Annotated in this window: 18 protein-coding genes; 12 read left to right on the top strand and 6 right to left on the bottom strand. The window is 55.9% G+C overall.

Annotation, left to right across the window (positions count from 1 at the left end; translation table 11 throughout):
• Positions 1–37: 37 nt before the first annotated feature.
• The 4 genes from glmS to AC1D0N_RS29055 all read right to left on the bottom strand — a co-directional run bounded on the left by glmS (position 38) and on the right by AC1D0N_RS29055 (position 7,588).
• Positions 38–1,861: a glutamine--fructose-6-phosphate transaminase (isomerizing) gene (gene glmS / locus AC1D0N_RS29040; protein ID WP_477249767.1), complete on the bottom strand. Its 1,824-nt coding sequence runs from the start codon at positions 1,859–1,861 to the stop codon at positions 38–40.
• 566 nt (positions 1,862–2,427) lie between these two features.
• Positions 2,428–4,236, bottom strand: coding sequence for a hypothetical protein (locus tag AC1D0N_RS29045; RefSeq protein WP_477249769.1), 1,809 nt, complete (start codon positions 4,234–4,236; stop codon positions 2,428–2,430).
• 165 nt (positions 4,237–4,401) lie between these two features.
• The gene (locus tag AC1D0N_RS29050; RefSeq protein WP_477249770.1) at positions 4,402–6,645 is read right to left on the bottom strand and encodes a capsular polysaccharide export protein, LipB/KpsS family; all 2,244 of its coding nucleotides are present in this window, start codon (positions 6,643–6,645) and stop codon (positions 4,402–4,404) included.
• Positions 6,539–7,588, bottom strand: a complete 1,050-nt coding sequence (locus tag AC1D0N_RS29055) for a polysaccharide biosynthesis/export family protein (RefSeq protein WP_477249772.1) — start codon at positions 7,586–7,588, stop codon at positions 6,539–6,541. Before AC1D0N_RS29055 ends, AC1D0N_RS29050 begins: the two co-directional genes overlap by 107 nt.
• A 1,562-nt stretch (positions 7,589–9,150) precedes the next feature.
• Here AC1D0N_RS29055 and AC1D0N_RS29060 point away from each other — a divergent pair.
• The 12 genes from AC1D0N_RS29060 to AC1D0N_RS29115 all read left to right on the top strand — a co-directional run bounded on the left by AC1D0N_RS29060 (position 9,151) and on the right by AC1D0N_RS29115 (position 23,185).
• The gene (locus AC1D0N_RS29060) at positions 9,151–10,245 is read left to right on the top strand and encodes a nucleotidyltransferase family protein (protein WP_477249774.1); all 1,095 of its coding nucleotides are present in this window, start codon (positions 9,151–9,153) and stop codon (positions 10,243–10,245) included.
• Positions 10,236–11,264, top strand: a complete 1,029-nt coding sequence (locus AC1D0N_RS29065; protein ID WP_477249776.1) for an NAD-dependent 4,6-dehydratase LegB — start codon at positions 10,236–10,238, stop codon at positions 11,262–11,264. The genes AC1D0N_RS29060 and AC1D0N_RS29065 overlap by 10 nt, the downstream gene beginning before the upstream one ends.
• A gap of 2 nt (positions 11,265–11,266) precedes the next feature.
• Positions 11,267–12,466, top strand: a complete 1,200-nt coding sequence (locus tag AC1D0N_RS29070) for a DegT/DnrJ/EryC1/StrS family aminotransferase (protein WP_477249778.1) — start codon at positions 11,267–11,269, stop codon at positions 12,464–12,466.
• Positions 12,463–13,236: an acylneuraminate cytidylyltransferase family protein gene (locus tag AC1D0N_RS29075; protein ID WP_477249779.1), complete on the top strand. Its 774-nt coding sequence runs from the start codon at positions 12,463–12,465 to the stop codon at positions 13,234–13,236. Before AC1D0N_RS29070 ends, AC1D0N_RS29075 begins: the two co-directional genes overlap by 4 nt.
• On the top strand, positions 13,233–13,892 hold the full coding sequence (locus AC1D0N_RS29080; RefSeq protein ID WP_477249781.1) for a hypothetical protein: 660 nt from the start codon (positions 13,233–13,235) through the stop codon (positions 13,890–13,892). The genes AC1D0N_RS29075 and AC1D0N_RS29080 overlap by 4 nt, the downstream gene beginning before the upstream one ends.
• A 214-nt stretch (positions 13,893–14,106) precedes the next feature.
• Complete coding sequence (locus tag AC1D0N_RS29085; RefSeq protein WP_477249782.1) at positions 14,107–15,360, top strand: hypothetical protein; 1,254 nt, start codon at positions 14,107–14,109, stop codon at positions 15,358–15,360.
• Positions 15,361–15,386: 26 nt separating this feature from the next.
• On the top strand, positions 15,387–16,427 hold the full coding sequence (locus AC1D0N_RS29090; protein ID WP_477249784.1) for an ABC transporter permease: 1,041 nt from the start codon (positions 15,387–15,389) through the stop codon (positions 16,425–16,427).
• 281 nt (positions 16,428–16,708) lie between these two features.
• On the top strand, positions 16,709–17,152 hold the full coding sequence (locus tag AC1D0N_RS29095) for a hypothetical protein (protein ID WP_477249785.1): 444 nt from the start codon (positions 16,709–16,711) through the stop codon (positions 17,150–17,152).
• Between the two features lie 270 nt (positions 17,153–17,422).
• On the top strand, positions 17,423–18,736 hold the full coding sequence (locus tag AC1D0N_RS29100; protein ID WP_477249786.1) for a tetratricopeptide repeat protein: 1,314 nt from the start codon (positions 17,423–17,425) through the stop codon (positions 18,734–18,736).
• Positions 18,737–18,758: 22 nt separating this feature from the next.
• Complete coding sequence (locus tag AC1D0N_RS29105) at positions 18,759–20,669, top strand: hypothetical protein (RefSeq protein WP_477249788.1); 1,911 nt, start codon at positions 18,759–18,761, stop codon at positions 20,667–20,669.
• Entirely contained in the window at positions 20,647–21,606 is a 960-nt protein-coding gene (locus AC1D0N_RS29110; protein ID WP_477249790.1) for a hypothetical protein, read from the top strand. Before AC1D0N_RS29105 ends, AC1D0N_RS29110 begins: the two co-directional genes overlap by 23 nt.
• 160 nt (positions 21,607–21,766) lie before the next feature.
• Complete coding sequence (locus AC1D0N_RS29115; protein ID WP_477249794.1) at positions 21,767–23,185, top strand: sialidase family protein; 1,419 nt, start codon at positions 21,767–21,769, stop codon at positions 23,183–23,185.
• Positions 23,186–23,375: 190 nt separating this feature from the next.
• Here the strand turns inward: AC1D0N_RS29115 and AC1D0N_RS29120 are convergent, their stop codons facing one another.
• Entirely contained in the window at positions 23,376–23,660 is a 285-nt protein-coding gene (locus tag AC1D0N_RS29120; RefSeq protein ID WP_477249791.1) for a hypothetical protein, read from the bottom strand.
• Positions 23,612–25,127, bottom strand: a protein-coding gene (gene tnpC, locus AC1D0N_RS29125) for an IS66 family transposase (RefSeq protein ID WP_477249792.1) whose coding sequence is annotated in 2 segments (ribosomal slippage) — positions 23,612–24,961 and positions 24,964–25,127 — 1,514 coding nt annotated over the 2 segments. Because the reading frame shifts where the segments join, the coding sequence is not laid out codon by codon here. This gene is flagged as partial in the annotation. The genes AC1D0N_RS29120 and tnpC, both read right to left, overlap by 49 nt.

Below are 25,127 nucleotides of genomic sequence, written 5' to 3' on the forward strand. Positions count from 1 at the left end.
GTTATGACGACTGCAGTGAACGCTGGGTTGAAAGAATCTATTCGACCGTCACTGATTTCGCCAGATTGCGCGGCTGGTCGACATCGGTGCCCATGACCACGGCGGCGAAATAGGCCAACATCTGGATCGGCAGCGCGTAGATGATCGGCGAGATGATTTCCGGCACGTCGGGCAGGATGATCGTCTCCATCGTCTTCACGCTGGCCTGGGCCGCACCCTTGCTGTCGGTGATCAGGATGATCTTGCCGCCGCGCGCCGCCACTTCCTGCATGTTCGACACAGTTTTTTCGAAAATGCGATCGTGCGGGGCGATGACGATGACCGGCATGTTCTCGTCGATCAGGGCAATCGGCCCATGTTTCAATTCGCCGGCGGCATAACCCTCGGCGTGGATATAGGAGATTTCCTTGAGCTTGAGCGCGCCTTCCATGGCCAGCGGAAAATTGGTGTCGCGGCCGAGATAGAGCACATCGGAGTAGCGCGACAGTTCGTGCGCGATCCTTTCGATCTGCGCTTCGAGTTTAAGCACCTGGTTGGCATAGCGCGGCGCTTCCGAAAGCGCACGCACCAGAGTTTTCTCCTGCTCCTTCGAGATCGTGCCGCGCGCCACGCCGGCGCGCACGGCAAGCGATGCAAGCACCGACAATTGGCAGGTGAAGGCCTTGGTCGAAGCGACGCCGATCTCTGGGCCGGCAAGCGTCGGCAGCACCACATCGGATTCGCGCGCCATCGTCGATTCACGCACATTGACGATCGCGCCGATCTTCATCCCCGCCTTGCGGCAATAGCGCAGCGACGCCAGCGTGTCGGCGGTTTCGCCCGATTGCGAGATGAAGAAGGCGGCGTCATTCGCCGACAGCGGCATCTCGCGATAGCGGAATTCCGAGGCGACATCGATGTCGACTGGYAACCGCGCATAGCGCTCGAACCAGTATTTGCTGATCAGCCCGGCGAGATAGGCGGTGCCGCAGGCTGAGATCGCCAGCCGGCCGATCTTGGCAAAGTCGAATGGCAGGTCGAGCGGCTTCGAGACCCCGCCGACGAAATCCACATAATGCGCCAGCGTGTGCGAGATCACTTCCGGCTGTTCATGGATTTCCTTTTCCATGAAATGGCGCCGGTTGCCCTTGTCGACCATGAAGCTGGTAGAGAGCGACTGCTGGCGCTTGCGCTCGACCTTTTTGCCGTCCATGTCGAAAATGCTGACCCCGTCGCGGCGCACCACCGCCCAGTCGCCGTCTTCCAGATAGGTGATCGAATTTGTGAACGGGGCGAGCGCGATGGCGTCGGAGCCCAAAAACATCTCGCCGTCGCCATGGCCGACGGCCAGCGGCGGGCCATTGCGGGCGCCGACGATCAGGTCTTCGTCGCCCCTGAACATGATGGCCAGCGCAAAGGCGCCTTCCAGCCGCTTCAGCGCCTGGTGCGCCGCCTCGACCGGCTTCAACCCCTTGGCCAGTTCGCGCGCCACCAGATGCGCCACCACCTCGGTGTCGGTCTGCGACGAGAAAGAATAGCCGTCGCGGATCAGCTCCTCGCGCAGCTCGGCGAAGTTTTCGATGATGCCGTTGTGCACGATGGCGACGCCATCGGAAAAATGCGGGTGCGCGTTGGTCTCGTTGGGCACGCCATGCGTCGCCCAGCGCGTGTGGCCGATGCCGATCGTGCCGTCGAGCGGCTCATCCTTGAGCCGGCGCTCGAGATTGATCAGCTTGCCCTCGGCGCGGCGGCGGCCGAGCTGGCCATGCTCGATGGTGGCGACGCCGGCCGAGTCATAGCCGCGATATTCGAGCCGCTTCAGCGCATCGACGATGAGCGGCGCAACCTGCGAATGGCCGACAATCCCAACGATACCGCACATGGCCATTGCTCCCAATTCCCTGCATCCCGGCCCCATCTGAGGATTGCCGGCCTGCCGTAAAAGTCACTTTGCGTTTCGTTCCGTGTCAACCGAATGACAAACCGCTCTTGCGATCCGGTTACTACAATTGTTCGATTTGTTATTTTGCAGTCGCGGCTAGCCGTAATGCCAAATTGGCGTGGGTTCTGATCCCAAGAACAACACGCCGATATTATCTGCTCGTTTCCACTTAACCACTGTCTTATAACCTATGCCGTCAGTCGGGATGTAGAGAAGGAATTCATCCGGAACGCGATCTTCCATTGACACCTGCAGCTCCGCGCCTTCGGAATGCATGTTTCTGACAGTGCACTTGACTTCTGAATTTGAGATACCTGTCAGAATCGTCGCTCCTTTGAGAACGCGCCGACGTCGCCTTTTTCTCAATTCTTCACCGCCGTGCATAAAACACCCATGAGCGAGTAACGTTGGATTGCCTCTGGCGCCTCTTTACTTTTCCGCGACGTGGTCGGCAAGCCAGAAGCCGCTTGTTCACAGAATAAGCAGCAAGCCTCCTTCCAACTTTTCTACTGACGGCAGTAATAGGGGCGGCCGTTGACCATTTTCATGGTGCCGTAGACGCCTGGGCCGCAGGTGAGGGCAGGGCCATCCGCAAGCTGCAGGACGGTCGCGGAAACGGTGCCGGAGACTTCCAGAGCGGCTGCGGGGGTGATGGTCCCTATGCCTACCTTGCCGCCGAAATTGGTGGCGCCCAAATAGGTCTGACTGACGCCGAGATAGCCCCACGTGGAAGCGCCGCTGGTGAGAGAGACATAGCCACTAGCGCCATTGGCGATGACTTGGGCGGTGCCGGAAGTAATGCGGTCGGCGGTGGCGACGGTGGAGGAGGCGTCGGCAAGGTTGGCCCAGCCGCCGGTGCCGTAGCAGACCTGGAAGGTACCGCCAGTGTAGCGGATGGCGCCGGAGCGGTTGGTGTCGCAGGTATTGAGCGTGGTGGAGGTTTCCTGCGCGATACGGATAGAGCCGTTGACGTGGAGGGTGGTGGAGGGTGCATTGCTGCCTATTCCAAGATTTCCGCCGTTAGAGATCCAGCTATTCGCTCCGGTGGCGGTATTTAGGCGGATATTTTCTACGTTATTTCCCCATAGTGCCATGACGGCATTATTACCGTTTGTAACGTACCAATTGTGCGTCAGAATTGCACCTGAATAAGCAATCAGAATGTTATTACTTGTGGCGTTCCAAAGACGTATCCTCAATCCATCATTCGTGCTTGCGCTTGTCGATACATCAATAGCGTAATTTGATGAGGGCACCCCGATACCGAGATTTCCTGAGAGATATGCCGATGTGGCGGAGACGCGGCCAGTCGCACTCACCCCACCCGCCACCCAGACGCCGTTGTAGTAGTAGCCGGTGGTGACGCCGGATTCGGTGATGCTGATGCTGTTGGTGGTACCGTTGGCGATGACCTGGGCGGTACCAGAAGTGATGCGGTCGGCCGTGGCAACGGTCGAAGAAGTGTCGGCAAGGTTGGCCCAGCCGCCGGTACCGTAGCAGACCTGGAAGGTGTTGCCGTTGTAGCGGATAGCGCCCTTGCGGCCGGTATCGCAGGTGTTGAGAGTGGTGGAGGTTTCCATACCCATGCGGATGGAGCCGTTGACGTCTAGGGTGGTGCTGGGAAGCGTTGCGCCAATGCCGACGGTGGAGTCGGAAGTGATGACTAAACTGTTGGGGTAGTTAAACGAGCCGAATGAGAAGGCGTCCTGGGTGCCATTGGTGGTAACGCGTATCCCAAACTTGGTTGGGAACCCCGTGCGGGTGAAATAGAAAGGTTGAAGCCCGACGGCATTGAACTGCAATTGGGACGTCGGGGCGGCCGTTCCGATGCCGACATAACCGTTGCTCTGGATGACCATGGTTTGGCTGCCACCATTGGTGAAGATGGTGCTGGCGCTATTGTTGACGGTGACGTTGGTAGTGCCGGAGACGATGCGATCAGCGGTGGCGGCCGTCACGCCAGTTAGGCCGGAGCCGTTCCCCACAAACGTGCCGGTAATGGTCGAGCCGCTAATAACCGGCGCGTCCGCCGGGCATCCGATGTCGCCCCGGCTTCCCTCGCCGTAGCAAAGCCGGTTGCCACTGATACCCATGGTGGCAGAGACATTGACGACTTGACCCCAATCCTGCGCTTGTGCCGTCGCCGACAGGGCGGTTATGACCGCCACCATCATCCATACGCGCAGTTGATTTAACACCGCGCAATCGTACGCTTTTTCGGGGCCGACGGCTACCGCATCGCCTATTTCTTGGGCTGTGGCGTGGCCATTCAGCCGCGGTCTCTGGCTAGAGATGAACCATGGCGGATGTGTCAATTAATTTTTATCTTAGCGTCTGAAATAAGCTAAAAGCACGGAATTTTGTATGTACAGTAATATCATATCACATGTAAAGTTGAAGAGCTCCGGCTGACGAGATAAATTAGTATCCGCATCTTCGATATTTCGAAGAGGAGCCTCAAAAATATCGCTTTAACACGTTCAAAAACGCATACCAGACCGTTTGGCAAGCCCCGCCATGATCTTCAGCAATGGAGCTGCAAATTGGTTAAGTCGTGCCGGCGCTAGCACACCTGCACGGATCGCTTCGATCTCATCTAGGACGTCTTCAACCTCGCAACGCAGTCCGCTTTTGATACTACGGTAGCGAGGGTACAGGATCAGCGCTGCAGCCACCATTTCGTCAAGCGTAGGACGCCGCGTCCTTCTCGGACAGGAAAGGCAGTCATGAGTTAGGCCCCAACCAGCATAGAAGGGCATTCCATAGGTCGAAACTGGTACCTCACGCATCAAGGCCTCAAACCCGGCGAGCGAAGTTGCAACGTGTATCCGCTCCGTCGTTGTCAGCCAACTAGAGAGCGAACCGCCCGTAGATTGAATATCGGCATGTAAGCTCGTACGATCACCGTTCCTTAGACCCGCCGCGACGTCAGGGTGGGCACGGTACGCGATCTTAGCGCTCGGATGAAGCGCTCGGACCAATTTCACGAGCTGATCGCCGGGTCGCGTGAGGGCACCGCCCATCAACACAGATTGGTCATCGACGACTTGACCTATTACAAGATGCACACAATCGTCCATGACGGGTCGGGTGCCATCGTCGACATTGTATTTCTCGATCGCAGACCCTACTATTCGCTCACGAAGCCTCGCGGCGCGGTCCACCAGCGTGTCCGTCAGTCCCTGGCCCGATTCGATGAGGGTCTCAATGCGGCTAGGCCGTGACGCGTCATAGTAAAGCCCAATGGGATCAAAGACGAGCGATGCGGGACTCACGAGGGCGGCTCCCAGACCCACCGACCGAATGAAACCGTCTTCGACGCTTATATAACCTTGCTCGCCATCTAAGTCCTTTCCGAAGGCACCCCAGATCAGGCTATTTCGGCAGCTGTTGAGTGCCCGAGGGCGAAGTCGCATAGAGAACGACACAGAAGCCCCAGGATGGGCTGCCATCGCTCGGACGGCTGCCCGTTTCCACCTGCCAGTTCCGTAGATTGTGATGGGCTTGTCATCGAAACGTTCTGCCGCAGCCCAAGAGGCAAGTCGATGCAGGGCTTGAAGCGCATCGCAGCGCTGGCGCTTCACTGGATCCCACCACAGGGTCATGTCCTCTAGCGCAACGGAGACGACAATGTCCGTCCGTCGCAGGATTTCATCCTCGGATTGCGGCGGGTCGCAGGCCCGCCGCCCCAGCGCCGCGACAGCATCCGCAGAACACGCGAGATCGGTTGTCAGGCCGAAACCCGCATAGAATGGCGCACCGAAGCATGTAACCGGAATACCCCGTACTAGGGCCTCGAAGCCCGCACTGCTGGTGAGCGTTAGAACCTCGTCAATCTCATCGAAGAAGATGGGCGCCGAGGAGCGATCCGACGTTTTGATATGTATTCCGTATGCCGCGCACATACGCGGCAAGATGGAAGCGAGCGCCGAATGGCCCCTTCCAGCGGCAACGTCTGGGTGGGTTCTGAATACGAGCTCGGCATCCTCGCTGAGCGACCGGTTGATGGCGTATTTGGTCATGGCAATCACAGCACTATCGCTGCCGCCACCGTGCAAGAGAGAACGGTCATGTTTAACTTGGTCGATGATCCCTATTCTAATTCGGCCTTGCTGTCGGATGGGTCCTAGTGAGTTGGAGGGGAGATTATACTTGCTTAGCCGCGCCCCGATTATTAAGTCCCGCAAATCCGTTTTCGGCCGGTCTCCTTGGTCGCCAATGCGGGTCACCATCAACCGTTCGGCGGCAGATCCCGCTCCGCTACAGTCATAAGCTGGTTGATTGGCATCAATCATAACGCCCACCGAAGGCGTAGCGTAGGACTGTTTCGAAAGCCCCCAAGAGCGAAAATAAGGATCCTCGAGGAACAAGAAGGGAAGTCCGCGCATCGCACACAGGGTGCTTATCGGTTCATTACGCGGATTTCGACCCCAGCCACAGCCACCTTCGAACCCTCGGGCATCACCGGTCCTCTGGACGAGGCGAGCGTCTAGCAGCAAACCTATTTGCGTATCGCGTGAAAGCGCTCTGGAGCCCGCAAGAATGTTCGCGCCACTGCGCCAGGGCAGCGAAGGCCCGCGGGAAGACCTTTGGCTGTTTGCTGTATTCGTCAATGTATCAGCCAGCCATCTGAGCGATCGAAATCGGCCCCCGAATGATGCCGTAAGTTTGGCTGACAAGGCCGAGGAACTTGTCGATCTCGACCGAAGGAGCGTTGGCCACATAGAGGATATCTCGATCCAGAATGCGTACTCGGCTCATGACCAACAGCGAGGCGGGATCCGACAAACGAACGCGGTAGACTATTGGGAAAACGTAATCAAGGGATTGCGCGTTTCCCCGCGCATTGCCCATGATATCCCAACCGATGACGGAGGGATCGATGCGATTGCCGAGCGCCCGAACAAGTTCGGGGCGTTCGAAGCGAAAAAGAAAGACGCCCGACTGGTCTGCGCGACTGTCATTTAGCCCTCCTGCAGCTCCCAAGGCTTCCGACAAAGTGAAATCATTAGACGGAATCGGCAGCGTGCCTTGGCGGATCACGGCGCCTAACGCCGTAAAAGCGACGCGTTGCCGGATCACAAGAATGGTGTCTTGCGGTTGCACATAGATATTCTCGCTGGGTCGCGAGATTATCGTGTGTAGAGCGACAGAGGCCGTGCGCTGGCCACGCATCAGACGGACGATTACTTCTTGCTCCGGAGCCTTGATCCCTCCTGCCGCAGCGATGACGTCCAGAATTCGTTCGCCACGGATACCAAGATTGACCTTGCCTCCACTCGTAACTTCACCGAGCACCGACGCTGTGGCCGCTGCATTGTTGGTGAGGGAAACCATAACTTGCGGCTCAAGCGCGCGAGGACCAAGCTTTTTCTGGATGTCCGCGGCAACCGCCTTTGGCGTGCGACCTGCAGCTCGTACTGTTCCAGCATAAGGAATGGTTATCGATCCGTCTCGGTCAATGGTCTGGTTAGGGATCACGGTCTGGTGCCCACCCGCCGCAAACGGCCCGTCGGTCTGCGCGGTGAACAAACCACCTGGGCCCGCCTCGAATACGGTGACGGAGAGGGTGTCGCCGATCCCGAGTTGTTGCGAAGGAGCCCCTGGGTGGCTGCCAAACCCATCTGCCAAGGAGGAGCCCGATAGGCGCTCAAGGATCGAAGCCACGTCAGCGTCAAGGTCGATTACTTGATAGCCTTGGTTTGCGCGGCGTCCCTTCGGGTCTATTGTCGACGCATTTGGTCCGGACGCGGGGAGAGAAGCGCAGCCCCCCGTTGCAAAGAAAAGTCCAAAAATCAGAGTCCGCCGGGCGATCATGCGAAAGGCCGAATTGCGATTTTTAGCAACATTGATTCAGGGTATCCATTCTTCTACGTCGACGTCATGAATCAGCCGCACAAACACGATTTAAACGCACCCGTCGTCATCGGAGGACATACGGGAAGATCGCGAGTTGATCAAGCGGCTCCAAGTCGATAAGTGAGCGATTCACTTGACGATGGTAAGTACAGCACATTTTGTCTCAAGCGCGTCTTTGATCCTCGGGCACTTGAGTGGTCTGATGAATGTAAAAAGCATTCGACCGGGCATACTGCTTTCGTATATCAGATCGGTCACAGATCTAGTACAGGAGCGTAACAGAAGTTCTCGCCTGCCTACTCGGTCACGCTGATCTAGGGATGAACCCAACACTCTTAACGAAGAATATGTTCCTGCCAACTTGACAGCATGGCAAAGATTGCGGGCCATTCTCTTCGCCAGTGCGCTCGTCGGTCGCCCGGATTATTGCTGAGAAATCGCTCGCCCGCCGGTTCTGTTCCCATCTTAAGTGTCAGATTTGGCATTGTTTCTTTTTGACGCCCAAGTTGTCCAAATTGATCGATGGCTTCGAGGTGCGCCATGTAGGTGTAGGCTTCGCCCTTGCTCCGGTCGGGAAATCTCGAACTGAGGCACTGACACCGATGATGGCATTTTGTCGCATGACCACATCTTCATTTCACCCGATCTAGGGGAATACTGCCGCCTTCCGGCCTCGTATCGGACGAAAGCTGCTAGCTCCTTTTTCTCGGATAATTTCATGACTGCAACCTGCGGTTACTATTGCTTTTTGACAGCTAGGTTGCTCGGCAAGGGCTAGCCTCGACAGTCGCTGGATAGATCCTGCCATGGGAGGGCGCCGCGGCTCCGAGCGATCCCGGTTTCGGCTTCTTGGGAGTCCTCGGCAAGCGTCTGAACCGGCGACTCGACACCGCCCCAACCGGTCGTGTGAAAGCCTTCCTCGATAACCGCAGCCATCAATAACCCCCTTGAGTTGCCCGAAACGGATATCAAGAATCGGAGTAACGAGGCCGTGTAAACGCAATTGTAATCCCGACCCCGTTCTCGGTTGTTTTTTGATGGGATCAGTAATGCCGTAATTACAATTTAGACGGCATACAACCCTATCATTCTCTTGTTCGAAATGAGCTTGACTCAGCAAATATGGATTGCCATAACCCCGGCACAAAAGAGAACGACAAGCATTGCAGCGAATGATGGCGAAGGCTAAACGTGACAATGACTTTTTGATAACGCCATAATATTAGAGATTTGTAATAAGATGCGGATAGTGACGAATATTGTAGTCGTGTAGTAATACATGTGTCTTGAATAGTGAAGTATTGTTGGCAAGTATACCTAAGCCCATATGGGATCTGTGCGATCGACCAGTAGATGTTATGGGGAATCTTATGCTTGGTGTTGTACGGGCTGATCAGAAAGCTTCGAGTGTAACCGCTTTTTTCGCCGAGACGACTTTCGAAAACATCTTTGTCGTCGACGAAGAGCAATGTCTGCAAGCCGAAATCCGCCATCATGAGTGGCGCCGTCTGCTCGCGCTTGGCATTGATGATCAAACCTGCATCGAGCTCTTGCTATCTTCTTATGACGAGATAGAGCGCAAATGCCGAACGCCTGCGCGCATGGCTCTTAAAAGCCGCTTCCCACAGATCGAGGCGAAATATGAAGAGCCTGGGCAGCGTATTGTGCACACAGAGATTCGCATGCCAAGCGCCACAAAGCTCGACGCGCACGGACTAATAATGGCAGGCGGCTTCGGTCGCAGGCTCGGCGATCTGACAAAGACCACACCTAAGCCAATGCTGGATGTTGGCGGTAAACCCATTGCCGAGCATTTGCTCGACAATTTGGTAGACAATGGCATCAGTGATATTTTCGTGTCGCTCTTCTTCGAAGGGGATGTGGTTAAGAGTCATTTTGGCGATGGATCTTCTTTCGGTGCTCGCGTTCGCTATCTCAAGGAAACTACACCGTTTGGCACGGCAGGCTGCCTTTCGCTTCTACCTCGCGAGATCAAACACCCCCTCCTCGTTGTCAACGGCGATGTCGTAACCACTGCGCAGTTCGGGCGCCTTATCGAGTTCCACAACGCGGCAGGTTATGACATCACCGTTAGCGTCCGTCCCTATCCTATCCAGATGCAATTTGGCGTCATTGATCAGGTCGACGGACTTATCTCCCGAATTCGCGAGAAGCCAAAAATCATCCACCAAATCAACGTCGCAATCTACGTCCTGTCACCGTCGGTTCTGGAGCATGTCCCGGCCGGCAAAGTCGACATGCCGTCACTGATCGAAACTCTAATTCCACTCGGCTTTCGAGTCGGCGCGTTTCCGTTGATCGAGGACTGGATTGACGTCGGAACCCCGCCTGATCTCGAGCGGGCTCGAACTAAAGTCGAGGCCGGCCACCATCGTCATGAGCTATCCATTGATAGCGCCAAGGTCATGGTACTCAAGGAGACTAAGGCTGCACTATGCACATAGACGACATTTCAACAATTTCGGGCAAAACAGTTCTGGTGACTGGCGCGGACGGATTCATCGGTTCGCATCTCACCGAGGAGCTTGTTCGCCAAGGTGCTAATGTCCGGGCCCTCACAATGTACAATTCACTTGGTACGAAAGGGTGGCTTGAACATGCTGATCGTGACATCCGCGAGGCGATTGATAACCGTCCGGGCGACATCCGCGACCCATTCTTTGTGAACACGATCACGAAGGATGTCGACATGGTCTTCCATCTCGCCGCGCTGATCGCCATACCCTATTCGTACGTAGCTCCACAGGCGTATGTGGAGACTAACGTTGGCGGGACCACCAACGTTGTTGAAGCGGCGCGGTCTAATTCTGTTGAACGTTGTATCGTCACGTCGACTAGTGAGGTTTATGGCACTGCACGTGCGGTTCCGATAACGGAGGACCATCCGCTGCAGGCGCAGAGTCCGTATTCAGCCTCGAAAATTGGGGCAGATATGATAGCGCTTTCATACCATAAGAGTTTCAACACGCCAGTTTCGGTGGTTCGCCCGTTTAATACATACGGTCCTAGGCAGTCGGCTCGAGCCGTTTTGCCGACGATCATCACGCAAATTGCTGCTGGGATCACTTCGATCAAGCTCGGGGATACGCGTCCGACGCGAGACTTCAATTATGTAAAAGATACAGTTTCTGGTTTCATAGCGCTCGCCAAATCGGCGAAACCGATCGGGCATGTGACCAATCTCGCATCAAACTATGAGATATCGGTCGGTGATGCGGTGAAACTGATCGCCCGCAAGATGGGTGTAGAGGTTGCGATCGAAATTGACACGGCTCGCCTGCGCCCAGAAGCAAGTGAGGTCGAGCGCCTCTGGGGCGACAATGGTCTTGCGCTTACCCGGGCAGGTTGGAGGCCGACCTACGCTGGTCTTGACGGCTTTGAGCGGGGTTTGGAAGAAACGATCGCCTGGTTCCGCGATCCCGCTAATCTCGCTCTCTACAACCCTGGCCGCTACGAAGTCTGACGATGCAAACCGTCTCGACTATCCCGCTGGCTGTACCTAATATTGGTCCCGAGGAAATCGCTTCTGTCAATGCCGCAATCACCGATGGTTGGGTGTCTTCCGTTGGCCCCGATGTTCCTGCGTTCGAGCAAGCTGTGGCTGCTGCTAGCGGCACCACCTCTGCGGTAGCGGTTGCCTCCGGAACTGCCGCCCTCATGATCGCGTTGAGGGCCTTGGGGATCGGCCGTGGCGATCTGGTTCTATGTCCAACATACACTTTCATTGCTACCGCCAATGCGATTCACTCAGCAGGAGCTGACCCGATCTTCGTGGACATCGACCCGGCAACTTGGGCAATTGATGTAAACCAAGCGGAACAGATGGTCAGCCGACTGGTTGCGGTTGGCTTGCCCAAACCGAGGGCAATTATAGTTGTGTACCCAATGGGTAACCCGATCGACATGACTGATGTCAAGGTGTTCGCAGAACGTCATGGAATCCGGGTTGTTGCCGATGCCGCCGCGGCAATCGGGTCGACCTTTGATGGGCGGCCAATCGGAGGGCTCGCCGACGCAACCGCCTTTTCCTTTAATGGCAACAAGACCATGACCACGGGGGGCGGCGGGGCGATCGTGGGTGATGACGATGTTGTCGCAGCGGCAAGGAGCTTGGCGTCGACTGGGCGGTTGGGAGTCAATTATGATCATGATAGGCCCGCTTTCAACGAGCGGATGACCAATATCGAAGCGGCTCTCGGGCGAGCGCAGATTGCACGCCTAGATAGTTTCATCGCGGCCAAGGCGAGAATACGAGCGCGGCACGATCTTTTTGCGCAGAAGCACGGTCTGGACGTATTTCCGCGACACCGCTTGGCGGAGCGCGGAGATTGGTTTTCCGGTGTAATCTTACGGCCTGAAACAGATATTCGAGGTATCGTTTCCGTGCTCAACTCTCGTGGTGTTGGCGTTCGACTCTTTTGGAAACCGATGCACCTCCAAGAGGCCTATGCTCCGCTTCTCAACTCTTTGAAGCAGGCAGGTCTCTTGGTCAACGATCTCTACCCCGTGGCGGACGCCCTATGGCGAAGAGTTCTACCTCTCCCGTGTTCGACCAACATAACCGGTCGACAGATCGACAAAGTGCATGCCGTTTTGTCCGACGCTCTAGCCAAAACCGAAGGCGCCAATGATATTCTGTTGACACAACTGGCGGCAATCGCTTGACCAGACGTATCGGAATCATACTTGCGCGGGCCGGCTCTGTCCGTCTTCCAGGCAAGAATACCCGCGAGTTCGCAGGCAAACCAATAATAACTTGGACCTACGAACGCGCGCTCGCTCTAATCAACCTGGGCCATCTCGATCATGTCGTGGTCTCGACCGATGACCCCGAAGTCATCTACCTGGCGCCCGAAGGTATCGAGGTGATCGAGCGTCCTATGCATCTGGCGACGTCAACCGCCACATCGTTCGATGCCGCCGTTCATGCACTTTTGAATGCCGAAATGCGATTTGGGCGGATGGACATTGTCAGTCTTCTACAACCCACTTCGCCACTTGCATCCGTTGCATCCGTCGCGAGTGTGATCAGATCGGTGTCTTGTGGCTTTGCCGGCTCCGCCATTACAGCTTGCGCCATTGGTGAACGTGACCCTTTAACTGGATGGGCGCCCACGCTGAAATCAAACGGCATGCGGCGTATCACCGATATCTCGACAGGCCTAACTTTCCCGACCAAAGATCCTGAAGGTCAATTCAATATCGTGAGTATGAAGAGGGCTGAAGATTTCGATAATCCGACGCATGTGATCACAGGAGCGGCTTACTCGGTGGAACGGAATGCCTTCGTCGAACGCCAGGCGTTTATACTTTCCCGTTGCGCCGGCACACTTGTCCCTGCATCTGAGGCAATTGACATTGACACGATAGAGGATTGGGACACAGCTTTGAGAATTGCCTTGGCAGGGGCGACCGATATGGGCGCGACTGAATGACGGATGGAGAGCCAAAACAAGGGGAAGCGCTGGAATCGGAAATCCTGACGAAGGTCACGACGTGCCTGCGCAAGGGTGACCTCGGAATGGCTGCAAAGTGGCTAGGCTCGCTGGATCGGGACCGCGTGCCGACGGCAACTCAAGTTATTCTGGCTAGCCGATTGTCGCGAATGATCGCTGCGGCCCTCCGTGGGCCGCTAGACGAACAGCGTCTCGTCGAACTCATTGCGATTGCCATCCAATTGTCGCCAACCGACGAAGTAGCAGTCGACTTCTCAAAGGCCCTTGCTCAAGGATTGCGTACGCTGGTTGCGTCCACCGTCGCTCAGGGGGAGTCTGTCACCGGCACATTCGACCTTCTCGTAACGACGCTACCGCTCCTCTCAAGCAAAAGGATCGACGGCGACTTGTTCGACGCCGTTCTGTTCGCGATTGGGCATATCCCTGATGCACCAGAACTTACGCAATTGCTTTCCGAGATAGCAGGCCAATGGCGCAATGTCGGATTTGACAGTCTCTCATCCGAGCGTATCGAGGGTCTCGCCGAGACAGCCTCAAGACATCTTGCTTCGCTGTACCCCGAAACCACGGGAAGAAATGCTCCTAGGGAGGCCAAGACGGTAGGCGATATGGCGAATTTAGACAGGTCCACGTAGAATGCAGAACCGCCCTAAGTCCCGGACAAAAGGCCATTCCATGTCAAATAAAATAGGTAAGCACGCGCCGGAGAGCCAGAAAAAGGTGCGGAACCGTAGGATGCCGGCGCGCCTGAATACGCCTGAGCTCCCTGTATCCGATGTGGCATTGGGTGTTGCCCGACGCGAAGCGAGCCCAGGGCGCGGAGACCATCGCATGATATCGGCGCGGGACATGGCCCGTACCGGCGATCATGAAGGCGCGACAAAAATTTATATGGATATTCTTTCTGAGCGACCCAAGGACAAGCCCGCCCTTGCGGCCATTGCGCGTATTGGCATTTCGCGCAACAACATTGACATACTTTGTACTGCAGTCAAGCAAGCTGGCCTTCTCGATCGGGCGATATTGGCATCGGTGGTTGGTCTTCTTCTCCGACTTGACGCGGTATTTGTGTTGCGCGATATGATCCTGCGAGAAGGAATGCTTGCTGCTGATTTTGCCGCCCCGACGGTCCGCCGGTGTCATGCCATGCTGCGCAATATCGATGGTGGCATTGATGAAAGGCGCGCTCGTCGGGCTCTTCTTTGCCATTGTATTCTCGACATCGCTTCCGACGATGCGTCCGCCCGGAGCGGTCTAGCCCGCCTGTTCGAGAAAGACCTCGTTGCCGCCCGTAAGCTTTCGGGGACCGAGCTAAGGAAGGCCGCGGAGAAGGTGCTCGAAGAAGACCCGCGAAATGCCGAGGCCTTGCGATTGCACGCAGCCGCATGCCTGGACACGGGCGACCTTGCTTCCGCCTATGTTTCGCTGGCGCGGCTTCCTAATGCCGATTTGACACAACCTAGGCTTTCGGCCCAATTCGTCGTTGCCTCGTCTGCATCGCGCTCACTAGAGGAGCAAGCGGATGATCTGCGTCGGCTCGATGGTAGCAAAACCGATAAGAATGCTGTGCTCGTGCATCGCGCGAGCAGAATAGGCCTGAAAGCCGCGTCCACGGCAGGGAACTACGTGGCTGTTGTTGCCTTCGCTGACCTAGTGCTGGCGCAAAATGAAGGCGACGTTACCGCAGATAAACTGCGTTCGGGTGCCATCAAACAGCTTAATCGAGGCGTCCAGAGGGCCATACGAGCCGGGGCGGCTTCCCAGGTTGAGGCCTTGTGGGACAGTATCGTCAATGTCGCTGACGTTGAGGTGAGTGGCACCGCTATGCGCTTTTTTCTCCGCACAAAGGACTATGGACGGGCAGAGGCTATCGCTGAGAATCTGTTGCTGATCGACCCTGAACACTCGATGGCTAATGGGGTGAAGGCAAAACTACATCATGAGCGCGGGGAATATGGTCAGGCGCTTCACCGGGCAATGACCGTTCTCAAGAACAACCCACAAGATTTGGCCATGATGCGCATCATCAAATATGCTGGTGCAAGGCTCACTCCTGCGCAGCGCCCGAGAAGTATATCCGCGAATAATGTCAGGAACGGATGAGTCCGGAAGTGCAGGAGCCTGCCGTCTTGGATGTATCAACGCTCTCCATGGAGGCCGAAGCATCTGCGCGGATCGCGATATATAACAGATATGTGGAGCAAGCCAATGGAACTGTCGAGCGTCTCCGGCGTGAGATTGAGGTCCTTGCTTTTGAATCGGGGCGTCGAAAGAAAATAGCTGAGTCGCTGGCTCGCAAGGGTCGTACTAGTGTTGGCAGTTCGCGCGCCGACGCAATCCTCATACAATCGATCGGTGGCACTGGGGGCGCCGTGGAAGCGCCGCGTCCGCCACGCCGCGCGCCTGCATTGGTTGTTTGGTCTGCGTTATGGGGGTTAAGATTCCATACTGATATGAATAGTGATCGGCTCGGTATGTTCTGGTGGCTTTTTGAGCCTCTCCTCCACGTGGTCCTGATTACGTTTGCTACACTTCTCTTTCACGGCGGAGACGTGTTCGACATGCCAGCCTTTCCATTCGCGATTATTGGCGTCACGGTCTGGCTTACCTTCCGTGCGACCTTTTTAGCAGCGCTAACCGGCCCAGGCGCCTTGGTGCGTTTGATGGATCATCCTGAAATTTCACGATTCGATGTGATAGTGGGTAGTTCGCTCAAAGGACTGATCGTTAATGGCTGCGTTGGGATTGTCATGCTTGGTGGCTGTATCTCGGCCGGGATGACCAGCCTGCCCGAAAATCCGCTGATCGTTACGGGAGCACTCGTGGCGACTGCCGCTCTAGGGCTTGGTAGCGGTTTAATTGCATACCACTTTTCCATATATTATCCAGGTCTCAGAAAAATTTACGTAATAGTTCTTAGAATGACGGCGACAGTCTCTGGTCTATTCTTTGTAAGCGAGCAGGTCCCCGGGGAGTATGCGGGGTATGTGTTGTGGAATCCAATCTTGCACCTATCGCAATTTGCGCGAAGCGGCTGGTTTCATACGTATGATAGCACGGACGCTTCGTGTATCTATGTCTTCGCCTGGCTTTGCGCTACGTTAGCTATCGGATTTGGCTGTGCCGTTATGAACCGCCGTACACGCGCAAGACACGGGGAATATGCGTGAGGGCAGCAGGGCGCATAAGCTTGAGGGGCGTTCACCTTGTTGAGCGGGTTTCGCCGGTAGGGCGTTCTTCTCGCCGTCGTATAGTATTGTCAGGTGCTAGCGTCGACATTACCGCTGATCGCTATATACTTACAGGTGAGGAGAAGGATCGGCGTTGCCTGGTAGATCTGATCGTTGGACGCAGGGACCCAGCACTGGGGTCTATTACCAGACAGGGTCGCTGCTCCTATCCAGTGGGGAGGACCAGTGCCTTCGCAATTCCGGTACGTGGGGCCGAAATCGTGAATTTCATGGGGGAGCTATATCGTTTCGACGCAAGCCATGCATTGCGCGAGCTTCACGATATTCTGCCATGGCCCAACATACTCGAAACCAGGCTCGACAAGGCTCAAGGTCATCAGCTTCTTGCATTGTCAATAGCTATGGCAAGGTTTATCGATGTTGATATTCTTGTCATCGACGGCGCTTTGGCTCACCCAGCCTTTCCTGAGCGATTCCTTCGCTACATCGGGGGACTGCTGTCGGAGAACGTAGCGGGGCGTCTCGTTTTGTTTTCTTCACGGCAGTTTAACGTCGCCCGCGCGTTTGCGAATGTTTCAGTTAATATCGCCAACGGGAAACTCTTTATAAGTAAGGAGATTGTGGGGCCTCTTGCGTCCAGCGATGTTGAAGAGGAGCCCGAGGGTGAGCCTGAGGTGGTGTACGGGGAGGTTGATTTGATCTGACGTAGAGACTTGGGCTGTAATTACTAAGAGGGCGTCAATGATTCTTTGGTTGCGCCTCGACTGCGGTAGGCGCTGAACAACTGGAACAATGACGTGAAAAAGTTTTTGAGAGACAAAACTCAGATACTGGCTTCCAAGCGATCCAGGTCGTATATGATAGAGGCATCTGAACGGCCGAGCGCGTTCAGGTTAACGACAATTCATTGGATCTATTTGCCCGTGTGATGTGAGCACGAAGGCTCAATCGTCCAGACAGTCAAAGGTACCCTTATGAGCAATGCAGTAAACGTGCGCACCGAGAAACGCGTCTCAGTGGAACAGTCAATAAGCCAATCTATAGCACTAATGAAGGCAGGCGACCTCGACAAAGCATCACTGATTTGCGACGCAATTATTCTGCTTCAACCGTCAAGCACACTGGCTTTGCGTCAACAATATCGCATAGCCGCTCGGCGTAGCGATACCAGCGATTTTGAGAAGCTGCTCCCAAAGCTCATCGATCACGCTCCGGATCTCGCAATGTCCGCCTGCAAATTGCTCTTCCGTGCAAAGAGATACGAGGTCGTCGCCCAATCACTCATCCAGATGAATGCTAGCCTCAGAACTAAAGAGGTCGAAGATCTCTCACTGCTTGTTGCAAAGCGCTTAGTTTCCATCGCCAGGGTTATGGCAACTGATATAGAGGAACCCTTAACCGCTACGTATCTTGGCCTTGCGATTCACTTAGCGCCGACCCTTTCTGAACCGCGAACAATACTAGCTAGATTTATTGCGCCGACTGTACGATCCGCCCAGCAAGCACTGCGAGCTGGAGATACGCAGGCCGCCCGAACGCACTATCTGGCGGTTTTATCTGCCGATCCTGACCACGTAGTCTCTCGACGAACGCTCGCTCTGATGCTGTCTCGTGTTGATTTACTCGACGAAGCCAACACGCATTTTGAGATTCTGTGGAGTGGCGGACATCGTGACGTCATTAAATCAGCTATATCCTGCGCCAGAAAGACGAAAGACACCATGCTAGTTCTGCAATGGCTAGAGCGCCTGGCCGGGCATGACGGGGCGGAATTCGATGGATCGGACCATATAGTGAAGATAGCAATTCCTATTGCGCGAAGTGCTATGGCAAGTGGTGATGCGGTAAACGCGGTCCGCGCTCTCCTCCTGGTAAACAAGGTTTCACCCAGCCACGCAACGGTATCACGCCTTCTGGCCAGTGCGCGAGCAGCCCTTGTACATTCACTTGGGGCGTGTTTGGCTGGTACTGACCGTGCTGAAGGCGTTGTACGGGCTAAGCAAGCCGTTAAAACTGATCCAGACTACCCACCTTTATTGAAGATTGCGGCTCGCATTTTTGTTGGCGCGGGCGCCTTCAAAGAAGCCTCAGCGTGTTACGCATCTCTGGTCAGTCAAGAGCCGGACAGTGGTGAACTCGTCGCGCGTTTAGCGGTTGTCGCGTTGCAAGCGGGAGATGCTACGATCGCGAAAGAGGCGTCGGAACGGGCATTGAGGCGTACGCCTGATGATGTGCGTATGCAACGCGTGTCGTCGCGGGCCGATGCCTTGCTGAAGAACCGCTCATAGCGCACACCCCCAGGGATCATCAATGAAAGCGCTGAACGAGGCGGATCTTAAACCGCAGCGCAAATACATCTTTTGGGTCGAAGGCCGACGGAACTACAACGATGTCGCTGTCTTGCTTCGGCGCGCCTCACTGAAGCGAGTGCGTCTTTTTGTGGGTAACAGCAAGCAGGGTAGCCTCCTCGGCGAGACGTTGGCTTCGCTGGACCCTATGTCATATAAGGTGCTGCCATTCAGCACCGTTGACCCCGACGTTGATGAAGATCTATATCGGGTGAGCCAATTCTTTGCCGAATGGTTCTGTAAAATTCTGCTTCGGACATTGGCAACTTTAGGCGGCCATTCATATCAAGCCAGCCTCCTGTATCCACTTAGTGTAGCCATCATGGACAGGATCGTTTCTGCACTGCGACCGGTCTTTGCTTTCGCGGCACTTGCGCGCCAAGAGCCGGGGACACCCATCCTGATAAGCGAGCCGCAAACCCCGAACTTCAAACGCCAGATCGAATCCCTTGACGTCGGTATTCGGGCAAGACTGTATCATTTGGCGCAAGCAGGTAAGATCTACTATGAGGCCCCGCCACTTCCATTGCCGGATAGCGTGCGTATGGGCATTAGCGCCTTTGGAAGGGATGAAATTGCCAGGGTAGCTAATTCTTCGGATATTCTAATGGTATCTAACTTACATGACAAGCAGTACCGCTTTGTATGTGAACAGATATTAGGAGAGCTTTGTATTGATAAGAAAGTTGCGTTATTCTCAACCAATACGGGCATCTTCGATGATGTAGCTTCACCGGCGCTTCATGCGCTGATTGGCGGAGGAAATTTGAGTATCACATTCGCCAGTCGGAGAGGTGTTTTTGAAATTTCGGACGCCGTCCTGAGATGCTTCAATCGATGCCGGAATGCACTTCTGGATAAGCCGCCATTCATCGCATTACCATCGGGCCTTCGAGACGTCAGATTTTTGGTGGCCGAAGCGCTTGATAAGCATGCTCTTCCGACGCTTGATGCGGCGCATGCCATGATCGAGTCTTTCTGCGCTGCGGTTGAGGGGAAGCAAGCGGTCGTGGTCAGTCCCGGTCGATATCTAGGGGCTTCAACGTTGGTTGCCGCAGCGAACGCGTTGAACGTCCCGAGCATTGAACTCCAAGGGGGTGTCATAGCAAGCTCGCGCCGCTTTCTTCGGCCCAATGCCTTGCGGGTTCTGGCTATGGATCCTGCTTCGGCAGAGATCTACACGAGCTTCTTAGGTCTTACGAAGCAAAGTGTTGAAGTTGTTGGCTCGGCCCGCGTTGATCAGTCTATCAAGCCGGCACGCGGCTTTACCCAAGCGCAGGCACGCGAGCAGGCAGGATTGAGTGGAAGCTTGCTAACCCAACATCCGCTATTGGTGCTGGCTACTCAACCTGTTGGCGTTCCGCGTGCAACAATCATCCTGCAAACGGTTTTGGACGCCCTCTGCGCAAGCGAAACTTCGACACTTGTCATCAAGACACACCCGAATGAAGGCCCAGAATACCTTGAGGCCTATGCGGGCATCATAGCTAGATACCGAACGCTGGATGTCACGATCTCGACAAGCGGGGAGGCTCATCATTTTATCAATAGTGCTGATATCATACTCACGTTTTTCAGTACGATGGGCCTAGAGGCTTTTGCGCTTGACCGATCTGTTATTGCAATTAATCCATTTAAGACGCCGCCGCCTTTCGATCTCGCCGCGCTTGGCGTTGCCATGAGCGCCCGGAGCTCTGACGAATTAACAAGCTGCATCCGAATGATTGCACGCGAAGGCTGTTCCCAGTTTTATGTGAAGGATCCACGGCTGTCGCTCCTTAAGGATGGATACTCATGCGCACGGATAAGGCGCGCGATAGTTAACCCTTTGATCGTCGAAAAAGGCCCGAATGAACAATCAAGCGCCCGCTAAATATGGGAGCAGTTTTGATTTTTTTCGGGCAGGAAAGCTCGCTGAGTGCTTTCAAGCACTTGCCGGTCGATATGATCGCACGGGAACAAAGTTGGATGCGCTACCAAGGTGGGATCCTGGTGCCCCAGTCCGGCGGCTACTTATCCATGCGCCACCAGGGATAGGCATAGGAGCTGAACTGCTGCATTTTGGCTTTTTAGCCACTGCCGCTCATGAACTGACAGACGCAACCATTGTCATCGATGATCGTTTGGCCCCCCGCCTTCGTCGTGCTTTTGCTCCACTCAAAATTGTAGGTAGGAGCAGTATGTCGCAAACTCAAGAATCGACACTCCTAGCAGGAATTGAGCAACAGACAACGCTCCTTAGTGCCGGTGCGATCTGCAGACAGGTTACGGGAGGCTTTGCACGCCCACGGCGTTTTATTGGTGCTTCTCGACACGACGTTCACGCCTTCCGCCAACGTTTTCCGCCAACGAAGAAGCTCATTGGCTTCGCTTGGAAGACCACAAACGCGAAATGGGGATTAACTCGCAATGTCTCGATAGAAACGCTGTCGTCAATCGCACAGTGCAATTCGTTTATCGTGACTTGTCTTCAGCATGGTTGCACAGACACTGAGTTGCATGAGCTTTCACAGGTCGGCATCATAGCGGATAGGAATTTTGATTCGACGATCAAATTCGATGAGTTAATCGACCGGGTTGCGGCGCATGATTTAATCGTTACTATCGATAACACTGTAGCACATGTCGCTGGTGCCCTCAACAAACGCACGATATTGTTGCCAACGGAAGCGCGCAGCTGGGTTTGGGACGGCCCCGGGGCGCTCGGATTCTGGTATGGTGCCGTCAAGGTCCTCTCTGCGGAGGAGCTTTCGGGTTCCTCTCTGATGTCAATAGTTACTAACGCACTTAGAGGCCATCCGCATGGCTGACCAACGCGCCTGGCTGGGCCGTGTTGCGGCGGCGCTGATGTCATTCTCTATTTTGCTTGTGGGGCCGGCTTGTTATGCGCAGGTCACCCCGAGTGTACCTTCCGTAGTTCCAGTCCCCCAGCTCACGGGCTCATCTCAGCTCTTACTGAGTTCCGATGGAATGTTACGGGCGTACACTTGGGACCGTACTACCGGGAGCTTGGTCTTACATTCTTCGCCCAATGGACGAAGCTGGTCGACACAAGTCGAGCCGAACGACGAGCACATCAACGCGCACGGCGCGATTTTTTTCAGTGACGAGGGGCGCGAGGCTGCCTTGTGGCTTAAACGGCGGTGCGTAGCGGACTGCCGCAAGCCCAATCGGAGTTTATTCTATGACATCATGCTTTCAGAGCGAGACGGGGCGGGCAAATGGCAGCCCGCCCGGTCGGTATACCGTGGCTATGTGGGGGCAATCCGGCAGATGGTCAAGACACCAGCAGGGCAATGGCTCTTGCCATTTGCCGAGTGGATTCCCGAGGGCAAGATCGGTCCGCCAACTGGAAGCCATGTCATCCGACTTCTTGTTGGCAGTCCAAAAATGGGGTGGCGTGTCATAAGGGCGGATTTGACGACACCGGTCCCGCCCCAGCCAAATGCTCCTGGCTTCGGCGGCATCGAGCCAGCGATAGCTAGGCTGAATGGCGGTGGCTTCCTTATGCTAATTCGCACCCAGACCCAGTACCTTTACCAGGCCACTTCTGGCGACGGCGTGGAGTGGTCAATCCCTAAAAAGAGTGTCCTGCAGGGTTCAAGCGCGCCAGCCTACCTTCTGACGCTGCGGGATGGTCGTATTGTAGCAATATGGAACAATGAGCACCAGAGGGGCGCTTACAAGGGTCGGTATGTTTATGGGGGGCGAGATGCGTTGCATGCCGCCATTTCAAGGGATGATGGTAAGACTTGGCGAGGCTTTCGAGAAATCTATCGTGATCCGCTGATCAATAGGACCCCGCCTTTAGGTGATTTCGGAACTGGCTATCCCAGCGCGGTAGAAAAGGCGGATGGGAGGATAGAGGTGCTGACGGGACAAGGTAAAGACCGTCTTGCGCTAATCACATTTGACCCGACCTTTCTAGAGGAGCCATGTGCCGCTTCAGGCGGCCTGTCGGACTCCATAATTGCCTTCCGAGAGTTTGGCCCTGTCAGACGCAGTAAGCGCGCCAGAAGCGCTCTCTTAGATCAGGGCGGCGAGATGGTGCAGATGAAAATGCTAGGTGATGAGGGCGCTCTGCAATGGAATTTTCCTGCTGCTTATTCAGGTGAGTTGAGCTTTGAAGTCAGTCAGCAATATACGGGGTCACTCGTCATTGGTTTGACGGACAGACTGATGACCCCAGGCGATACCAATCTCGTAGATTTGCGTGAGTACAGCACAGAGGTATCGGGCCTGCTAGATGATACGTGGCGGACCGTGAGTTTACATTGGGACAATAGGACTTCGTCTACCGCCCCTAACATGTTGAACTATGTGAATATTTCTGGGCACGGAAGCGGCGCTTTTGCGCTCAGAAATTTACGGATGTGTGGCCGACACTGACGACCGCTGACCTTGCCAGTGCTGCATCCGAAGGAGCTGATGATGGGAAAAACCAAGGTGGGCTGCTCGTAGCGCTCACGATCCTTGTCAGAGAAAACGAAGCAACGAAGCTGCGCCGACGCCTCTGTACCCATGCGGTGAAGACCGCAGACGTGCGTATCCGGCGGCCATGAGCACCGCGGTGCTGGGGTCAAGCTTTCGATGGGGAGACGCGATGATATTCATCGAGGAGGAGTTTGACCTCCTCGATGCCTTCATCGGTGAAGGCCAAGATTCCGTCGTCATCGTTGGCGCCGTACACCCAGATGACGCCGTCCTCGGGCTCGAGACCGAGGGTCAGGTCCTGGATGAGCGCTTCGCTGACATCGAGGTCCCTGGCGGCACGTTCGACGGTGTAGACGTGATGCACCTTATTGCGCTGCATGATCAGGCCGCCGCTGGTTGGATCCGCAATTTTGCAGATCTCCAATTCCATGGCAGCAAATCATCGATCCGCTGTGCTGGGTGGGCTGCGATGCGCGCCAGGATATCGGCGAGCCAGGCCTGAGGGTCGACGTCATTCAACTTGGCGCTGACGATCAGGCTGTAGAGAACGGCAGCGCGCTGTCCGCCGCGATCGGAACCGCAGAACAGCCAGGACTTTCTGCCGAGAGCGATGCCGCGCAGGGCTCGCTCGGCTGCATTGTTGGACAGGCAGACCCGCCCATCGTCGAGGAACCGGGTGAAGGATGACCAGCGGCGCAGCATGTAGTTGAAGGCCTTGGTCAGATCGTGTCCGCGCGAGAGCTTGTCGCGCGTCTCGATCATCCAGCGCTCGAGCTCGGTGACCAGCGGCGCGCTCCGTTCTTGGCGCGCGGCGTGGCGTTGGCCTGGCGACAGGCCGTTGATCGCGCGCTCGATATCGAACAGGGCATCGATGCGCTTCACGGCTTCAACCGCTAGCGGATAGACCAGGTTGGGCTTCTCGCCGTGCGCCTTCTTGCGCGCCGCCGCTTCGATATCGGCCAGCTCGAACACTTTGCGCCGGCTGTGGGCCCAGCAGCTGGCTTCCAGAATAGGCGCCGGCTGACGACCCGTCGCATAGAGATCACCATAACCGCCATAGGCGTCGGCCTGCAGAATGCCGCTCCAGCCGGCGAGATGCGCCTCGGGATGTTCGCCTCGGCGATCGCGGGAATAGTAGAACACCACCRCCGGCGGATCGGCGCCGCCGAACGGCCGGTCATCGCGCACATAGGTCCATAATCGGCCGGTATCGGTCTTGCCCTTGGCCAGGACCGGCACCGTCGTGTCGTCGCCGTGCAGACGTGAAGCGGCCAGCACATGGGCTTCGAGCCGCTTGAACAGCGGCATCAGCACCGCGGCGCCGGCGCCGACCTGGTCGGCGAGCGTCGACAGGCTGAGCGGCACGCCTTCGCGGGCATAGCGTTCAGCCTGGCGGTTGAGCGGCTGATGCTGGCCGAACTTCTCGAACAGGATCATCGCCAGCAGGCCGGGGCCAGCCCAGCCGCGCGGGGTGGCGTGGAACGGCGCCGGTGCCTGGCTGATCGCCTCACAGTCGCGGCAGGTGAACTTCTCCCGCACGTGTTGGATCACCTTCCATTGCCGCGGCACCACCTCCAGCGTCTCGGTGATATCCTCACCCAGCCTGCGCAGCCGATGACCGCCGCAGCAGTGGCAAGCGGTCGGCGCCGGCTCAACTGCGGATTCCGACGATTTACCGGACGGCATTCCGATCAAAAACCGGACGCGATTCCGAGAATTAACCGGACGCGATTCCGATTAAATACCGGACAGTTTTGAAGCCTGGATAGTGCCTTTGGGTCAGCAACCTGGGCATGCATTTCCTCGACGGTAGAGGAGAGATGCATGCCGAAGAGAAGAAGGCTGACCATGAGACAATTGAGACAACTGCTTCGCCTAAGCGCGGACGGCATAAGCG

It is taken from the genome of Mesorhizobium sp. P2_E10 (assembly GCF_056404235.1).